The organism is Paraburkholderia denitrificans (assembly GCF_042655705.1).
Classification (GTDB): Bacteria; Pseudomonadota; Gammaproteobacteria; order Burkholderiales; family Burkholderiaceae; genus Paraburkholderia; species Paraburkholderia denitrificans.
Genome location: NZ_JBHSMP010000024.1, coordinates 14,878 through 32,270, shown reverse-complemented (window position 1 = coordinate 32,270; position 17,393 = coordinate 14,878). Strand labels below are relative to the sequence as shown.

The 17,393-nt window shown below is 63.8% G+C and carries 14 protein-coding genes; 4 read left to right on the top strand and 10 right to left on the bottom strand.

Translation table 11 applies throughout. The annotated features are described in order from the left end of the window. Positions 1 to 151: 151 nt before the first annotated feature. Both gbpA and ACFPTO_RS18655 read right to left on the bottom strand, forming a co-directional pair. A complete protein-coding gene (gene gbpA, locus ACFPTO_RS18660; RefSeq protein WP_377713566.1) occupies positions 152 to 1,624 on the bottom strand; it encodes an N-acetylglucosamine-binding protein GbpA in 1,473 nt (490 codons plus the stop codon). Further along, a complete protein-coding gene (locus ACFPTO_RS18655; protein ID WP_377713564.1) occupies positions 1,617 to 1,802 on the bottom strand; it encodes a hypothetical protein in 186 nt (61 codons plus the stop codon). Before ACFPTO_RS18655 ends, gbpA begins: the two co-directional genes overlap by 8 nt. A 174-nt stretch (positions 1,803 to 1,976) precedes the next feature. Between ACFPTO_RS18655 and ACFPTO_RS18650 the strand changes: the two genes are divergently transcribed. Then, complete coding sequence (locus ACFPTO_RS18650) at positions 1,977 to 4,943, top strand: glycosyl hydrolase family 18 protein (RefSeq protein ID WP_377713562.1); 2,967 nt, start codon at positions 1,977 to 1,979, stop codon at positions 4,941 to 4,943. Positions 4,944 to 5,078: 135 nt separating this feature from the next. Here the strand turns inward: ACFPTO_RS18650 and ACFPTO_RS18645 are convergent, their stop codons facing one another. From ACFPTO_RS18645 to ACFPTO_RS18610, 8 genes are all read right to left on the bottom strand, one after another. Continuing rightward, positions 5,079 to 7,376 carry a sensor histidine kinase gene (locus tag ACFPTO_RS18645; RefSeq protein ID WP_377713560.1) on the bottom strand — a complete coding sequence of 766 codons (2,298 nt, stop codon included), beginning with the start codon at positions 7,374 to 7,376 and terminating at the stop codon, positions 5,079 to 5,081. Between the two features lie 564 nt (positions 7,377 to 7,940). Further along, entirely contained in the window at positions 7,941 to 9,242 is a 1,302-nt protein-coding gene (gene gltA / locus ACFPTO_RS18640; RefSeq protein ID WP_377713558.1) for a citrate synthase, read from the bottom strand. 101 nt (positions 9,243 to 9,343) lie between these two features. Continuing rightward, positions 9,344 to 9,610, bottom strand: coding sequence for an FAD assembly factor SdhE (locus ACFPTO_RS18635; RefSeq protein WP_377713556.1), 267 nt, complete (start codon positions 9,608 to 9,610; stop codon positions 9,344 to 9,346). A 15-nt stretch (positions 9,611 to 9,625) separates the two neighbouring features. Further along, positions 9,626 to 10,327 carry a succinate dehydrogenase iron-sulfur subunit gene (locus tag ACFPTO_RS18630; RefSeq protein ID WP_377713554.1) on the bottom strand — a complete coding sequence of 234 codons (702 nt, stop codon included), beginning with the start codon at positions 10,325 to 10,327 and terminating at the stop codon, positions 9,626 to 9,628. A gap of 27 nt (positions 10,328 to 10,354) precedes the next feature. Further along, positions 10,355 to 12,130 carry a succinate dehydrogenase flavoprotein subunit gene (sdhA, locus tag ACFPTO_RS18625; RefSeq protein WP_377713552.1) on the bottom strand — a complete coding sequence of 592 codons (1,776 nt, stop codon included), beginning with the start codon at positions 12,128 to 12,130 and terminating at the stop codon, positions 10,355 to 10,357. 3 nt (positions 12,131 to 12,133) lie between these two features. After that, positions 12,134 to 12,502 (bottom strand): succinate dehydrogenase, hydrophobic membrane anchor protein, encoded by a 369-nt coding sequence (sdhD, locus tag ACFPTO_RS18620; RefSeq protein WP_377713550.1) that lies wholly within the window; start codon positions 12,500 to 12,502, stop codon positions 12,134 to 12,136. Positions 12,503 to 12,505: 3 nt separating this feature from the next. After that, the gene (sdhC, locus tag ACFPTO_RS18615) at positions 12,506 to 12,922 is read right to left on the bottom strand and encodes a succinate dehydrogenase, cytochrome b556 subunit (protein ID WP_377713548.1); all 417 of its coding nucleotides are present in this window, start codon (positions 12,920 to 12,922) and stop codon (positions 12,506 to 12,508) included. A 140-nt stretch (positions 12,923 to 13,062) separates the two neighbouring features. After that, positions 13,063 to 13,869: a GntR family transcriptional regulator gene (locus tag ACFPTO_RS18610; protein WP_377713546.1), complete on the bottom strand. Its 807-nt coding sequence runs from the start codon at positions 13,867 to 13,869 to the stop codon at positions 13,063 to 13,065. Between the two features lie 530 nt (positions 13,870 to 14,399). Here ACFPTO_RS18610 and ACFPTO_RS18605 point away from each other — a divergent pair. The 3 genes from ACFPTO_RS18605 (at position 14,400) to ACFPTO_RS18595 (ending at position 17,380) form a co-directional block, all read left to right on the top strand. Next, entirely contained in the window at positions 14,400 to 15,383 is a 984-nt protein-coding gene (locus tag ACFPTO_RS18605; protein WP_377713544.1) for a malate dehydrogenase, read from the top strand. Between the two features lie 199 nt (positions 15,384 to 15,582). Continuing rightward, complete coding sequence (locus tag ACFPTO_RS18600; protein WP_377713542.1) at positions 15,583 to 16,599, top strand: HpcH/HpaI aldolase/citrate lyase family protein; 1,017 nt, start codon at positions 15,583 to 15,585, stop codon at positions 16,597 to 16,599. A 259-nt stretch (positions 16,600 to 16,858) separates the two neighbouring features. Then, entirely contained in the window at positions 16,859 to 17,380 is a 522-nt protein-coding gene (locus tag ACFPTO_RS18595) for a hypothetical protein (protein ID WP_377713540.1), read from the top strand. The last annotated feature ends 13 nt before the right edge of the window (positions 17,381 to 17,393 follow it).

Below are 17,393 nucleotides of genomic sequence, written 5' to 3'. Positions count from 1 at the left end.
AGAAGAGATGCGTGAAGACTGTCGATGAAGGCATTTTCCCGGTTGATCGACATCGCCTCAATCAAGCTCAACGAAGTCTCAAAAGTCGCCGGGGAAACGAAAAAAACCGCGCATCGGGCCGATGCGCGGTCTTCGAAGTCAAAGCAACGACTTACTTGCTGCAGGCGCCCAGGTCCCGCCAGACCTTGCCGGAATAGTCCGGGCCCGTGGTCGCCGGATCGCCCGGCATCTCGCCGCGGGTCCACCAGCGGGCCTGATAAATACGGCCCTTGTGCTGCACCTTGCCGTCGGTCTTGTAGGCGGTGCCCTTCTTCCAGTCAGCGTGGCACTTCGCGCCGTCGCCGCCCGATTCGCCGCCGGTGGGTTCGCCGACGAGCTTGAACGTGACGGTTTCCTGCTTCAGCGTGCCGCCGTCGATCTGCGACGTCGCAACCGCCGTATGCGCACCCGCCTTCGCGTTCGCGATGTCGACGCTCACGTCGCCCTGCGTCTGCATCTTCAGCGACTTCGAGCCGACCAGCGAATTCGTTGCGTCGTACACCTTCACTGCGACGTTCGTGTCCTTCTGGTGGTTGAGCTTCACGAAGAATTTCGCGGTCGCCTTGCCGTTCTGGATCTTGAACTCGGAGTTGCTCGTGATGCTGAAGCCTTCGTCGATGCCGACTTCGGGCTTTTGCTCGATCGTCGTTTCGGTGCGCACGACGCCGCTGCCGCTCTTCGCATACACGTCGTTCTTGCCGAGCGCCGGTTCGATGACGCCGTCACGCTCGATGCCCGCGAGCAGGCTCGCGCTTTGCGCGCGGTTGATTTCCTTCGCGAGCAGCATCGACCACATGTTGCGCTCGCCCTGCTCCGCCGTGCCGATCGTCACCGTCGTCTTCATCGACGGCACTTCGCCGCTCGACTTGAACACGCGGTTCGTGACCGTATCGCCGACGTTCAGGTCCATCGTCGGCGCGATGCTGCCGACCGTCGACCACTCCGGCTTGACCGGCTCGACCGGATCGACCGTGCCGCCGTCCGACTTGATGTTCAGGTCGGCGACGTTGTACCACATGTTGGACGTATCCGCGACGTGCCACGTCGCCAGCATCACGTGATGGCCGGTGCGATCCGTTGGAATCGTGCAGTTATGCGCGCCGATAGCATCGGCTTTCTTGCCGTGGGCGTCGATCGTGCAGAACGGCGTGAGGTCGAACTGATCGCGCGTGAGCTTCGCGTTCGGGTTCCAGCCCTGCTTCGTCAGGTAGTACTTGAAATCCTTCGTCTTGTGCGGTGCGGTGAACACCCACTTGAAGTTGTGCGCGCCCTGCTTGATGTCGTTGATCTTCCAGCGGTCGACCGACTGCGCGTTCAGTTCGCTGAATTGCGAAATGCCGCCGCTCGCGATCTGGCCGTCCGGTGCACCGGCTTGCGGGAAGCCCTGCTTGCCTTCGACGCTTTGCGGCTCCCACGTGACCTGGCCGCAGTTGAAGTTCTGGGCCTTGCCCGCGTGCGAGCTGCACAGCAGGTTGCGCGACGGCGGCTCGGACAGATAGCCATGCGCGGCCGCGTGCTGGGCGAAGAACATGGATGCGCACGCGACGAGCGGCGACAGTTTGAAGAGGGTACGGCGATTACTCATAGTCTGGTGTCGAATGATCGGTCTGTCGATATCGCTTTCGATAGCGAAGTGGATCGTTGCCGGCAAATCCTCCGGCGCGAATGCGCTGCCGGATGCGTTGCCGAATGCGTGACCCATTGGCAATCCGTGCAGCGCGGAACGGAGTTTCGATGAAGGCCGCAGCACCGTGAATCATCATTAGCAATTCCTCAAAGAATCGCGGCGGCGGCGGGCATCAGGGTTGCGGGCCGGAAACGCTGAGCCTGCGTTGAGACAACGTTGAGGTTGATTGGCGGTCCCGTCCGGGATGAAAACAATGCGCAGGGTTTCCCAGCCCCCATTTCATTCATCAAGGACGACGATTAAATTGAGCTTGAATAAACCTTCCCGCCACCCGATGCCCGCCATCGCGGCCGGCAGAATCCCTGTACTCGTCACCGCGACGATTGCAGCGGCCAGCGCGCTCTGTTTCGCGAACGCGGCGCTCGCCGCGCCCGGCACACCCAACCTCAAGGCGTACGAAATCACGTCGCAGCCGCACGGCTTCGTCGAGATCAATCTGGAAAAAGCCAATAGCGGCGCGCCCGCCTACAAGGACGTCGTCAAGCTGAACAAGCAGGTCAACGTGCCGCTGCCGTTCAACATCTGGAGCGGCGGCACGGCGGTGAAGGCCGTCGCAGTGGTCGACGGCGTGGTCGACCCGTCGTCCGAGATCCAGTTGACGCCGGGCACGGCGCAAAGCGGCACGGTCTTCGCGAACGTGGCGACGCCCGGCGTGAAGAAGATGCAGGTGCGCGCAATCGACGCGAACGGCGCCTCCAGCGACAGCACGCCGCTCTCGGTGACCGTGTTCGACACCGTCTCCGAACTCGCGGACGATCTGCCGAACAACGCGAGCTCGCATCACAAGTCGTATGCGAACAAGTCGGGCTTAGTGGTCGGCACTTACTTCGCGACGTGGTCGATCTATGAGCGCAAGTTCAATGTGGACAACGTACCGGTCGATAACCTCACGCACCTGCTCTACGGCTTCGTGCCGATCTGCGGCGGCGCGAACGTGAATGCGTCGCTCGCGCAGGACATGCCGAACTCGTTCAAGACGCTGCAGTCGAGCTGCTCCGGTCTGCCCGATTTCAGCGTCGCGATCCACGACATCTACGGCGAAATGGCGAAGTCGCTGCCGGGTCAGGGCACGAACTCGAAGCTCAAGGGCGTGCTCGGCCAGATGATGGCCGCGAAGAAGCGCAACCCGGACCTGAAAATCCTGCCGTCGATCGGCGGCTGGACGCTTTCGGACCCGTTCTTCCAGATGCACGATGCGGCCAAGCGCAAGGTGTTCGTCGATTCCGTCGAGCAATTGCTGCGCACGTGGAAGTTCTTCGACGGCGTCGACATCGACTGGGAATTCCCCGGCGGCAATGGCGCGAATCCGAAAATCGGCGATCCGGTCAAGGACGGTCCGCTCTACGTCACGCTGATGAAGGAACTGCGGCAGATGCTCGACGGCCTGTCGCAGGAAACCGGCAAGACCTACCAGCTGACGTCCGCAATCGGCTCGGGCAAGGACAAGATCGACGTGGTGAACTACAAGGACGCCACGAAGTACATGGACTACATCTTCGACATGACGTACGACTATTACGGTGCGTTCAGTCTGACGAAGCTGGGTCACCAGGCGGCGATGTACGCACCGGCATGGAAGCCGGACACCGTGTACACGACCGACAACTCGATCAAGGCGCTGATCGCGCAGGGCGTCGATCCGAAGAAGCTCGTCGTCGGCGCGGCGGCCTATGGCCGCGGCTGGACCGGCGTGTCGGGCTACACCGACGGCAATCCATTCACCGGCACGGCGAAGGGGCCGCACGCCGGTCAGTGGGAAAAGGGCGTCATCGACTACAAGGAACTGAAGGCGAAGATGATCGGCGCAAACGGCGTCGGCATCAACGGCTACGAGTACCACTACGACCAGGCCGCGGAAGGCCCCTATGTGTTCAACAAGAGCACGGGCGACCTGATCACGTTCGACGATCCGCGCTCGGTGCACGCGAAGGGCGACTATGTGCGCGCGCAACAACTCGGCGGCCTGTTCTCGTGGGAAATCGACGCCGACGACGGCGACATCCTGAACGCGATGCACGTGGGTCTCGGCCACGATGAAGGCGGCAGCGGTCCGGTCAACCATCCGCCGGTCGCCAACGCCGGTCAGAACATGACGGTGAACGGCGCGCAGACCGTCACGCTCGACGCATCGAAGTCGCGCGATCCGGACGGCGACAAGCTGACCTACGAGTGGGAGCAGGTGCAAGGCGCGCCGCTCACGATTGCCGACGCAACCAGTGTGAAGGCGAGCGTCGCGATTCCCGCAGTCGGGCAGGATACGAACTTCGTGTTCCAGGTCACGGTGACCGACCCGGCCGGACTTTCGTCGAGCGCGCGCGTCACGGTGACGGCGAAGGCCGAAGCGACGATCGCACCGCCGGTCGAGAACCAGCCGCCCGTCGCGCATCTGAGCGGCCCGGCAACGGCCGATGCGGGCCAGACGGTCACGCTGTCCGCCGCGAAGTCGAGCGACCCGGACGGCGACAAGCTCACGTTCGCCTGGACGGTGCCGAGCGGTATCGAAGCGCAAAAGAACGGCGCGACGCTGACGTTCACCGCGCCGACGCTCAGCGCCGACAAGACGTTCACGTTCGAGGTGAAGGTCAGCGACGGAAAGCTGTCGGCGACGGCGAAGCATTCGGTGGTCGTGAAGGCCGCGCAGACCGGCGGCGGGGAAAGTGGTGGTGACGGCGGCGGTGAAAGCGGCGGTAACGGTGGCAACGGCGGCGGTGAAAGCGGCGGTAACGGTGCACATCCGCAGTACAAGCCGGGCACGCAGTACAAAGCTGGCGACGTCGTGACGAACGGCGGCAAGCTGTATCAGTGCAAGCCGTTCCCGTTCAGCGGCTGGTGCTCCGCTGCACCGGTCGCGTATGAACCGGGCAAGGGCTTCGCGTGGTCCGACGCGTGGACGCTCATCGGCGAAAGCAGCGGCTCGGGTAACGGCTCGGGTAACGGCTCCGGTAACGGTTCGGGCAATGGCTCGGGCAACGGCTCCGGCAACGGCTCGGGCGGCAGCGAAAGCGGCGGTTCCGGCAGCAGCGAAAGCGGCAGCTCGCACCCGTCGTACAAGGACGGCACGAAGTACGCCCCGGGCGACATCGTCTCCAACCACGGCAAGCTCTACCGCTGCAAGCCCGCGCCGTTCAGCGGCTGGTGCTCGCTGGCTGCGTGGGCCTACGAACCCGGCAAGGGTACCGCGTGGGATCAGGCGTGGGAGGTCTACCAAGGTCGATAACCCCGGCTGAAAAATGACGTGCGCCGCGTGCCGGAATACCGGCCGCGGCGCACACAGCGTGCATCGAAGGATGCGCATGCCGTTTTTCATCCCGCCCCGCGAACGCAAGCTCGCGGGGTTTTCTCGCTGGTCGCGCTATTCGGCCAGCGCGTCCGCCTCGACCCTCGGCAGACGAATCGTGAAGCTGCTGCCTCGGCCCAGCGTCGACGCGACGTCGATCCGGCCGCCGTGCCGCGTGACGACCGCCTGCACGAGCGGCAACCCGAGGCCGACGCCGAGCGTGGGATCGTCGCTCGCACCCGCTGCCTGGAAAAACGGCTCGAACAAATGCGGCAGCGCGTCTGCGGCAATGCCGATGCCGCAATCCTCGACACGAATCACGACCTCAGCATCCTGCGTCTCGACGTGGACATCGACCGTCGTTCCGGGCGGCGAGTACTTGACCGCGTTGTCGAGCAGGTTGATGAGCGAACGCAACAGCATGTCGCGGTTGCCGAGCACGAACGCTTCGTCGCCGTGCACGTGCGGCCCCTCGACGTCGATCTTCTTCGCCGCCGCGCCATGCCAGACCTGATCGACGGCCTCGGCCACGAGATCCGCGGCGGCCAGCGGCACGTAGGTACGGGCGTCGAGATGCTCGGCGCGCGACAGTTGCGTGAACTCCTGCGCGACGCGCAGGCTGTAATCGACGAGCCGCTGCAGGTTCGCGAGAAAATCCGCGTCCGTGTGGCGCCCGCTCGCCCCGTGTTCGTTGAGCAGCAGCAGCATCGTCGCGAGCGGATTGCGCAGGTCGTGCGCCATGTGCCGCAGCGTCATCCGGTCCCGCTCCGCCGCGGCCTTGATCTCGTGCACGTCGACAAAGCAGATCATGCTGCCCGCGTCCGCGAGATCGGTGCCGTCGCCGAACGGCGTCACCATCATCATCTGCGTGCGCCCGTTCAGCGTCAGCTCGGCCGTGCGGATTTCGCGCGACGCCTTCGCAGCGGCGCTTTCCTTGCGTGTGAGCGACAGGATCGCGCGATGCGCCTCGTCCTTGTCGTCGCCCGCGAGCAGGTCGAGCAGTTCGCGCCCCTGCTCGTTGCTCAGCACGAGCTTCGTGCCCTGCTCGACGAACACCGGATACGGCAGCGACTGAATCAGTTCGACATACGCGGTGCGCGATTCGCGAATGCGGCGCATCAGGTCACCGATCTCGTCGATGGACCGCGTATCGTCCGGAACCGGCGGCAGCACGCCGCCCGCAGGCCCGGCACGCAGCACGTCCAGCTCGCGCTGGAGCGCGCTGTGCGCATTGTTCGCGCGCCGCCAGCCATACACCGCATAGACGAGTATGCAGATCGCCAGCGCCGGTCCGACCGGCATCCAGCGTTGGCTCACCTGCGGCAGCACGGACAGCGCCGCGATGACGAAGGCCGCCCATCCGAATGCGAACAGGTTCAGGCGGCGGCGCGGCGTGAGCACGCAGATCGCGATCAGGCCGAGCGCGATGCCCACGCCGATCGCCATCTGCGCGAGCGGCGGCACGCGCAGGTCGATGCGGCCGTGAAGCAGCGCATTGGTGGCGATTGCATCGATCTGCACGCGGGCCAGCGGCGCGCTCGCTGCGGACAGCCGGTATGGACCGCCCGCGAGATCGGTCGCCGTGTCGCCGACAAAAACGATCCGCCCCGCCAGCGCACTCTCCGGCACGCGCCCTTCGAGCACGTCGATATAGGAATACTGATCGAGATTGAAATGCGTCGGCAGGGCGAGCGCCAATGCGCCGGGCACGATCTGCCCCATCGACGACACCTGCGCCTGGATGAAGCGGCGAATATTGCGGAGCGGCTCGACGTCGCCCGCGACGCGCAGCGCCTGCAGCACCACGTGCGGTTCCTCGTCGCCCGTCGCACGCACCTTGAGATACGGCACGATGCCTTGCACCGTATGGCCCGCCCCGACGAGCAGATTGCGCTGGCCGATCGCGGCAGCCGCCGCGGCCAGCGCTGGCGACGGCGGCAGCACCACCTCCGCGTGGCCGATCTGCGCGCTCGACTGCGCGCTCAGCACGACGCGGCCGTGCCGGGCGATTGCGGGCGCGAGCAGTGCGTCCTCCGGTTGCGGCGTCACCATCGCGAAATCGAGACACACGGCCGCCGCGCCATGCAGGCGTTCGAGCAGCCGCACATCCGTCGCCCGCGAATAGGCGGCGACCGGCCCGAGCGCCGCGACCGTGCGCGCATCGATCACGACGGTCGCGACCCGGCTACGGCTGACCGGCCGCGCCCGCGGCGCGACGAGCCCCCAATGAAGCCGGTCGAGCGGCGCGAACAGCACTTCGCCAGCCGGCGTATAGCCATAGGCGGCAGCGGCGAGCAGACCTATCGCGACGCCCCAACTGGAAAAGCCCGCGCCGACGATCTGATCGAGCACGCGCGCGAATCCTCTACGCATGTACGTTTTTCCTCTGTCTTATTCGGACATCCGCATTCGATGCAATCGATCCGCACAGCTGATCCGCACAACTGCACCGCTTGATCGTCGTGATGACGGCATGGCCTGCTCCGGACGGGAAACACGGCAAGAACAATGCATCGGGGTGCAGCGTGCAGCGGGCCGGATGATGTCCGGCGAATGCGCAATAGGAGCCGAACGATCCCGAACGGGAATCGCGGCTAGAACAATGAATCGGGATGCAATATGCGGCGGACCGGACGATACCCCGGCGGATGCGGGAGCCGGTCCGAATAATCCTGGATCGGGCTGGATCGGGATCGGGAGACTCAGCGATGGTATCCAATCGCTACTGGAAAAAGCGCCTCAAAGCCTGTTTTTAGTTCTTGTCCTGGCTACATCGTCAACTCATTAGGACGAGTCCTGGGCTTTGTCGTGTGCCGATGGAACGAAAACACCTGGCCCGCGCAAACAAAAACACCCCGGCGGGCGAACCCGTCGGGGTGTTCGAGCGATATTTCATGCACGGCGCGCCGCAGCGGGCACGCCGTTCGAGGCATGCGCTTAGCGCTGTGCGATCGGCTTGGCTTCGCGCGGTGCGTTGCCGATGAACAGCTGACGCGGACGGCCGATCTTTTGCTCGGGGTCGGCGATCATTTCGTTCCACTGCGCAATCCAGCCCACCGTACGTGCCATCGCGAAGATGCAGGTGAACATCGAGGTCGGGATGCCCAGCGCGCGCTGAACGATGCCCGAGTAGAAGTCGACGTTCGGGTACAGCTTGCGCGACACGAAGTATTCGTCTTCGAGGGCGATCTTTTCGAGCGCCATCGCGAGCTTGAACAGCGGATCGTCGTGCAGGCCCAGTTCTTCGAGCACTTCGTGGCACGTTTCGCGCATCAGCTTCGCGCGCGGATCGTAGTTCTTGTACACGCGGTGACCGAAGCCCATCAGCTTCACGCCCGAGTTCTTGTCCTTGACCTTCTTGATGAACTCGGGGATGTTGTCGACCGAGCCGATCTCTTCGAGCATCGTCAGCGCGGCTTCGTTCGCACCACCGTGCGCCGGGCCCCACAGACATGCGATACCGGCGGCGATACACGCGAACGGGTTCGCGCCCGACGAACCGGCCAGACGCACCGTCGAGGTCGACGCGTTCTGCTCGTGGTCGGCGTGCAGGATCAGGATGCGGTCGAGCGCGCGCACGAGCACGTCATTGACCTTGTACTCCGAGCACGGGTTCGAGAACATCATGCGCATGAAGTTCGCGCTGTACGACAGGTCGTTACGCGGATAGACGAACGGCTGGCCGATGCTGTACTTGTACGCCATCGCGACGAGCGTCGGCAGCTTCGCGATCATGCGGATTGCCGAGACTTCGCGGTGACGCGGGTTGGTGATGTCGAGCGAGTCGTGGTAGAACGCGGACAGCGCGCCGACTGCGGCGACCAGGATCGCCATCGGGTGCGCGTCGCGGCGGAAGCCACGGAAGAAGAACTGCATCTGCTCGTGAACCATCGTGTGGTTCGTGACGGTCTTCACGAACTCGGCCTTCTGCGCCTGGTTCGGCAGTTCGCCCTTAAGGAGCAGGTAGCAGGACTCGAGGAAGTCCGCGTTTTGCGCGAGGTTGTCGATCGGGTAGCCGCGATACAGCAGTTCGCCCTTGTCCCCATCGATGTACGTGATCGCCGAATTGCACGCTGCCGTCGACATAAAGCCCGGGTCATACGTGAATTTGCCGGTCTGACCGTACAGTTTGCGGATATCGATCACATCCGGGCCCATCGTGCCCTTGTAGATCGGCATTTCAACGCTCGGCGAATTGTCGCTGAACGACAGCGTGGCTTTTACATCAGACGGAGTCATAGCACATCCTCAATCGAAGATAAATTCGGGATTCGATAATTTGCACGTGGGGGCGGTGCATTCTGGCGCCACTACGGACGCCAGTGCGAAACCACTGCGAATCAGACGTTGCGAAGCAGATCCAGCACGCGCTTCACGTCCGCGTCGGCAAGATTGCCCTCAGGTTCCTTGCGTGCGAGAAGCAAGTCCATCAGGTCGTTATCGCTCAGCTCGAGCAGGCGAGTGAGCGCACCCACATCTGCATCGCTGAGGTCTTGTTCGTAGCGTTCAAAAAAGCGCTCGAAAATCAAATCGTTTTCGAGCAAACCGCGCCGCGAGCGCCAGCGAAGGCGCGCGCGGCGAAGGGGATCGGATTGATGCGTTTCCATTTCCAGAATGCCGCGTCAAACCGCCCGGCGGGCCATCAGTTCCTTGATCTTGCCGATCGCCTTCGACGGGTTCAGCCCCTTCGGGCAAACATCGACGCAGTTCATGATCGTATGGCAACGGAACAGACGGTACGGATCTTCAAGATTGTCCAGACGCTCGCCGGTCGCCTCGTCGCGGCTGTCGGCGATGAAGCGGTAAGCCTGCAGAAGACCTGCGGGGCCCACGAACTTGTCCGGGTTCCACCAGAAACTCGGGCACGACGTCGAGCAGCTTGCACACAGAATACACTCGTACAGACCGTCGAGTTCGTCGCGCTGTTCGGGCGACTGCAGACGCTCCTTCTCGGGCGGCGGCGTGTCGTTGATCAGGTACGGCTTGATCGAGTGGTACTGGTTGAAGAAGTGCGTCATGTCCACGAACAGGTCGCGGACCACGGGCAGGCCCGGCAACGGGCGCAGCACGATCTTCTGCGGCAGGTCGTTCAGGTTCGTCAGGCACGCGAGGCCGTTCTTGCCGTTGATGTTCATCGCGTCCGAGCCGCACACGCCTTCACGGCACGAACGGCGATACGACAACGTCTCGTCGACTTCCTTCAGCTTGACAAGGGCGTCCAGCAGCATGCGCTCGTGCGTGATTTCCAGCTCGTACGTCTGCATGCGCGGCGCCGCGTCCTTGTCCGGATCGTAGCGGTAGACTTCAAAAATTCGTTTGGCCATTTCCGATTCCTCTTGACTGGCTTTCGCTTAGAACGTACGCGCCTTCGGCGGCACGGACTCGACGGTCAGCGGTTGCATATGAACCGGCTTGTATTCGAGCCGGTTGTCGCCGCTGAACCAGAGCGTGTGACGCAGCCAGTTTTCGTCGTCGCGGTGTTCGTGGTCGCTGAGTGCGTGCGCGCCGCGGCTTTCCTTGCGTGCATCCGCCGACACCATCGTCGCGTTGGCCACTTCCATCATGTTGGCCACTTCGAGCGCTTCGACGCGCGCGGTGTTGAACACCTTCGACTTGTCCTTCAGATGGATGTGCTTGACGCGCTCGGACACCTTCCTGATTTCCTGCACGCCTTCCGCCAGCATCTTCGACGTGCGGAACACGCCTGCATGCTTTTGCATCGTGCCGCGGATTTCGTTCGCCACGCTTTGCGCGTATTCGCCCGAAGTCGAGCTGTCGAGCGCCGCAAGACGCGAGAGCGAGAAATCGGCTGCATCAGCCGGCAGCGGCTTGTGCTCGCGGATTTCCTTCACGTGCTTGACGATGTGGTTGCCGGCCGCGCGGCCGAACACGACGAGGTCGAGCAGCGAGTTCGTGCCGAGGCGGTTCGCGCCGTGCACCGAGACGCACGAGCATTCGCCGACCGCGTAGAAGCCGTTGACCGGATCTTCGTGGCCCTTCTTCGTGCCCACGACCTGGCCGTGGATGTTGGTCGGAATGCCGCCCATCTGGTAGTGGATGGTCGGAACGACCGGGATCGGTTCCTTGATGCAGTCCACGTTCGCGAACTTCAGCGCGATTTCGCGGATCGACGGCAGACGCTTCATGATCGTCTCGGCGCCGATGTGCGACAGGTCGAGCAGCACGTGATCCTTGTGCGCGCCCACGCCGCGGCCTTCCTTGATTTCCTGGTCCATCGAACGCGAAACGAAGTCGCGCGGCGCCAGATCCTTCAGCGTCGGTGCGTAGCGCTCCATGAAGCGCTCGCCGTTCGAGTTGCGCAGAATGCCGCCTTCGCCGCGCACGCCTTCGGTAATCAGCACGCCCGCGCCGGCCACGCCGGTCGGGTGGAACTGCCAGAACTCCATGTCCTGCAGCGGGATGCCCGAACGGGCCGCCATGCCGAGGCCGTCGCCGGTGTTGATGAACGCGTTCGTCGATGCCGCGAAGATCCGGCCCGCGCCGCCCGTGGCGAACAGCGTGGTCTTGCCTTCGAGGATGTAGACGTCGCCGGTTTCCATTTCCAGCGCGGTCACGCCGAGCACGTCGCCTTCCGCGTCGCGGATCAGGTCGAGCGCCATCCATTCGACGAAGAACTGCGTCTTCGCCGCGACGTTCTGCTGGTACAGCGTGTGCAGCAGCGCGTGGCCGGTACGGTCAGCCGCGGCGCACGCGCGCTGGACCGGCTTCTCGCCGTAGTTGGCCGTGTGGCCGCCGAACGGGCGCTGGTAGATCGTGCCGTCGGCGTTGCGGTCGAACGGCATGCCGAAGTGTTCCAGTTCGTACACGGCGTTGCCCGCTTCGCGGCACATGAACTCGATCGCGTCCTGGTCGCCGAGCCAGTCGGAACCCTTGATCGTGTCGTAGAAGTGGAAGTGCCAGTTGTCTTCGCTCATGTTGCCGAGCGAAGCGCCGATGCCGCCTTGTGCGGCAACGGTGTGCGAACGCGTCGGGAACACCTTCGAGAGCACGCAGACCGACAGGCCCGCGCGGGCGAGTTGCAACGACGCGCGCATCCCCGAGCCGCCGGCGCCGACGATGACCACGTCGAACTTGCGACGCGGCAGAGAATTCTTGATTGCAACCATTCTTTACACTCTCCAGAGAATCTGCGCGGCGTAGCCGAGGCTCGCGACCAGCCAGACGATCGACAGCACGTACAGCGCGACGCGCACGCCGACGTGGTGGACGTAGTCCATCCAGATGTCACGGATGCCGACCCACGCGTGATAGAACAGCGCGAGCAGCGTGACGAACGTCGCGAGCTTCATCCACTGCGTGGCGAAAATCGACGCCCAGCCGTCATACGAAAAATCCTGCGCACCGAAGAACCAGGCAAGCAGAATGACCGTGTACACGGCCATGACTACCGCGGTGCCGCGTTGCACCATCCAGTCGCGCAGGCCGTAGTGAGCGCCGACGACAAGGCGCTTCGGACCAATTCCGTTTTTGGCAGACATGTTTTAGAACGCTCCGAAGAGTTTCGCCGCGAAGGCGATCGTGAGAATCGTGGAGACGATCACGACGACGAGAGAAGTCGACTTGCCCTGCTGCTTGCCAGTCAGTTCATGGTTGAAGTCCATGCACAGATGGCGCACGCCCGCGCTGAAGTGAAACAGGAAGGCCCAGCCGAGCACGAGCACGATGAGCTTGATGATGATGCTGGAGAGGAAACCCTTGAATACCTCGAAGCTGAGTTCCGAGGTGAGACTTTGGTCAAACAGATACAAGAGGAAGGGCAGGAAGATAAACATCAACGCGCCACTGACACGGTGGCCGATGGATACGCGACCCGCGAGCGGCAGGCGGTACGCGAACAATATCTGCCCAAGCCCGATGTTCCGGATCACCGGCCTCGGTTTTTTTGCGGCTTCTGCCATGTTAGACCCCCAACTATGTAAAAACACCAATATGCAACTTGCAAATTTTAACGCTTTTTCATTTCGCGCTGCAGCGAAAACGGTGTTAACGGTGTATTGCTTGCGCGCGCAATAAATGCGCCGGGCGGGAGCCGCCCGTTTCAACTCAAATCGTTCTGATAGTAGTACCCGGTTGTGACATACCACCCGCGACGCACCTCAACCGGTCGATCTCCATAGGTATAGGACACGCGCTCGACAGAAAGCAATGGGAAGCCGGACGGAACGTTGAGCAGGTCGGCTACCGCAGGCTCGGCGGCCACGGCGCGGATCTTTTCGGTCGCGCGTATCATGCGCGTGCCGAACTCCGCCTCGAACATGGCGTAAAGCGGGCCTTTGTATTCTGCAAGACGCTCCGTCGTGAGACCCCGGAACACCAGGCCCGGCAGCCAGATTTCGTCGAGCACGGTGCTCTCGCCGTCGAACTGCAGAAGGCGGCGGATCAGGACGACCGGATCGGCGGGCTTCAGATCGAGCTGGCGAGCGATCTCGGCCGTCGCGCGCAGGCGCCGGCAGTCGAGCAGCTTGCTGACGTGAGGATGTTCCGCGCCGTCTTCGGCCAGCAACCGGAGGAAGCGAAACTGGGCGCGGTCCTCGTTGTGGGTGGCGACGAACGTGCCCTTGCCCTGGCGGCGCACCAGCAGATTGTCGGCCGCGAGTTCGTCGATCGCCTTGCGCACCGTTCCCTGGCTTACCTTATAGCGGCCGGCCAGTTCGATTTCGCTGGGGATGATCTCGCCGGGCTTCCATTCGCCGGCTTCGAGGCTCTGCGTGATGAGCCCTTTGATCTGCTGATAGAGGGGACTGAACGTGGGCGACGGCGATGCAACGGGTGTAGCGGACGCGGACGCGCCCACGCCGCTCTCGGGAGCGGGGGTTGTCGCGTTGCTGTCCGGGTTCGCACTCATGGCGCGCATTTCAACATAAAGCGGTCCCCGGCGTCCAGCGATTTCCCTGCAAAATAGATATATCTTATATAAGACATAAGATGCAGTTGACTTTGCCCTATGCCACTCCTAAACTCCCGATCGAGCAAGGGTTTGCGGGCGATTCACGGAATCTGCCGGCATCGTTTACCTGGTCGCGCCAAGCGCTGCAGGCCGCCTTCGCATCATGCTGTTCCCTCACCGCAGTCGAGGTTTCGATCCGCCCCGCCAGCGTCTCTCGCGCCGCGCCTTCGTGGACCAGCCAAAGCGAGCTGTTGCAGGAGTCGGCACACTTGATGAGGCCAGCGCCGGGTTCCGGGCGTGCCCGTCCATCCTCGCTTTGTCGCACAGGTTACCGGCACGACGGCCCTGCCGCGGCGCGCCGCCCGGCCGCACACGCCGCGAGACGCCAGCCCGGCAGTCCGTCAGCCTGTTTCACGAACGCTTCGCGTGACGCGCATATAGAATGGCGCTTTACGTTGGCGTATAACGCTTCTTCCTGGAGATTTTCAATGGCTAAGCCCGCAAAGCGCGTTGCCGTCACCGGCGCCGCAGGTCAGATCGGTTACTCCCTGCTGTTCCGCATCGCGAACGGCGACCTGCTCGGCAAGGATCAGCCCGTCATCCTGCAACTGCTCGACCTGCCCCAGGCGCAAGCCGCCGTCAAGGGCGTCGTGATGGAACTGGAAGACTGCGCATTCCCGCTGCTCGCGGGCGTCGTGGTCTCCGACGACCCCAAGGTTGCATTCAAGGACGCCGACGTCGCCCTGCTCGTGGGCGCCCGTCCGCGCTCGAAGGGCATGGAGCGTAAGGACCTGCTCTCGGCCAACGCCGAAATCTTCACGGTTCAGGGCAAGGCGCTGAACGACGTCGCCAGCCGCGACGTGAAGGTGCTGGTCGTCGGCAACCCGGCCAACACGAATGCTTACATCGCCATGAAGTCGGCTCCGGATCTGCCGAAGAAGAACTTCACGGCCATGCTGCGCCTCGACCACAACCGCGCACTGTCGCAACTGGCCGCCAAGTCGGGCAAGCCGGTCGCATCGATCGAGAAGCTCGCCGTGTGGGGCAACCACTCGCCGACGATGTACCCCGATTTCCGTTTCGCCACCGTCGAAGGCCAGTCGCTGACCAAGCTGATCAACGACGACGAATGGAACCGCAACACGTTCATCCCGACCGTCGGCAAGCGCGGCGCAGCGATCATCGAAGCGCGCGGCCTGTCGTCGGCGGCGTCGGCTGCTAACGCCGCCATCGACCACGTCCGCGACTGGGTCCTCGGCACGAACGGCAAGTGGGTCACGATGGGCATTCCGTCGGACGGCACGTACGGCATCCCCGAAGACATCGTCTACGGCGTGCCGGTGACCTGCGAAAACGGCGAATACAAGCGCATCGAAGGCCTCGAAATCGACGCGTTCTCGCGCGAAAAGATGGACGGCACGCTCAACGAGCTGCTCGAAGAGCGCGACGGCGTCTCGCACCTGCTCGGCTAAACCCTATGCAGGCAAACCGGGATCCGGTTGTTCCAACGGGTTCCGGTTTTTTTGCGTGCGGCGCAAGGCGTGACATCCCGCCTCGCGCCGCACCTGATCCGGACGCGCCTTGCCGCTCGCGCAGTGCTCTCGCGCAGTGCTCAAACTCAGGGCGCATCCGAATCAGGCTTCACTCCCCACTCGACACCTGACGCCGACGATGCGCGCCCTGACTCCCGCCGAAGTGCTCTTTGACGGCGAAGCGCCGCCCACTCTCCTGCCAGCCTGCGATCACTACGCCGGCAGCGAAAAGCTGATGCTCAAATCGCTCGCGCTCCAGCAGCAGCTCGGGCCGGTCTTCGACATCACGCTCGACTGCGAGGACGGCGCCCAGGTGGGCCGCGAGGCCGAACATGCCGAACTCGTCGCCTCGCTCATCGGCAGCGAGCACGACCGCTTCGGGCGCGTCGGGGTCCGCATCCACGACTTCCATCATCCGCACTGGCGCGACGACGTGCGCCTGATCCTGCGTGCCGCCAGGCGCGCGCCGGCCTATATCACGCTGCCGAAAATCCGCGCCGCAGGCGACGCCGCCGAAATGATCGCCTTCATCGAGGCGACGCGCGTGGAGCTGGGCATCGCCAGGCCGATCCCGGCGCAGCTGCTCGTTGAAACGCACGGCGCGCTCGCGCGCGTATTCGATCTCGCGGCGCTGCGCGGCGTCGAGGCGCTCAGCTTCGGCCTCATGGACTTCGTTTCGGCTCACGACGGCGCGATTCCCGATTCGGCGATGCGCTCGCCCGGCCAGTTCGACCACCCGCTCGTGCGCCGCGCGAAGCTCGAGATCGCCGCGGCCTGCCACGCCTTCGGCAAGGTACCCTCGCACAACGTAAGCACCGAAGTGCGCGACATGAGCGTGGTCGCCACCGACGCGGCCCGCGCACGCAATGAATTTGGCTACACGCGCGTGTGGAGCATTCACCCGGCGCAGGTGACCACTATCGTGGCCGCTTTCGCGCCCCGCGACGAGGAAGTGACGCTCGCAGCCGAAATCCTGCTGGCCGCCCAGGCCGCGCAGTGGGGCCCGACGCGCCACGGCGACACGCTGCACGATCGCGCGAGCTACCGCTACTACTGGTCCGTGCTGCGCCGCGCGCGCGCAACGGGCCGCAGCGTGCCCGCCGAGTGCTCACCGCTCTTCGCACCGGGCGAGTGGCAGCAGGGAGCCGCGACGTGAATTGCATGAGCGCTTCGGCGATGCGCGCAGAATTGCGCGTGGAAGCGCGCGTGGCAGATCGGATAATGCATGGACAACGAGGAGATCCGGCACGGCGCAACGAGCAACGAACGCGTGTCACCGATAATTACAAGCCAGAATCCGTAAATAGGTGAAAATAGTGTCCGCTGCGCGCTTTCGGGGCGCGCGTAGTGCTAGATAGCGGCCGCAAACACGGCCGCGCACTGATCAACCGACTTAGATATAAAGGTTTGACTCCATGAAGAAACTGCTTATCGCCGCCGTTGTTGGCGCACTGTCCTCGACGATGATGCTGGCCGCGACCGACGTCGCCGCCCAACCCGCGTCGACCGCCGCCAGGAAGCCGGCCCCGAAGCACCGCATCATCAAGCGCAAGAAGAGCGCGGCCAAGGAAGCCAAGGTCGACCCGATCCTGGCCGGCTCGGAACACTGGTCCTGCGCCGAAGGCATGGAATTCGACATGAAGGGCGACATGGCGCGTGACCAGGTTGTCACCGTCCACTGGGCGAACAAGAACTACGCCCTGCCGCGCCAGGTCACCACGACCGGTGCTGACCGCTTCCACGACTCCGCCACGGGTCTCGACCTCGTCGTGATCCCGACGAAGGCCATGCTGTTCTCGGACCACGACAGCTCGCGTCTCGCCGACGAGTGCAAGACCGTTGCAATGCAGCAAGGCGCCATGGCGCCGACCCAGGCCGCCGCGCTGAACCCGGCGAACCGCGCTCCGGCGGGCGCCAGCGCCGTAAGCGGTCAGTAAGCGCAGCATCAGC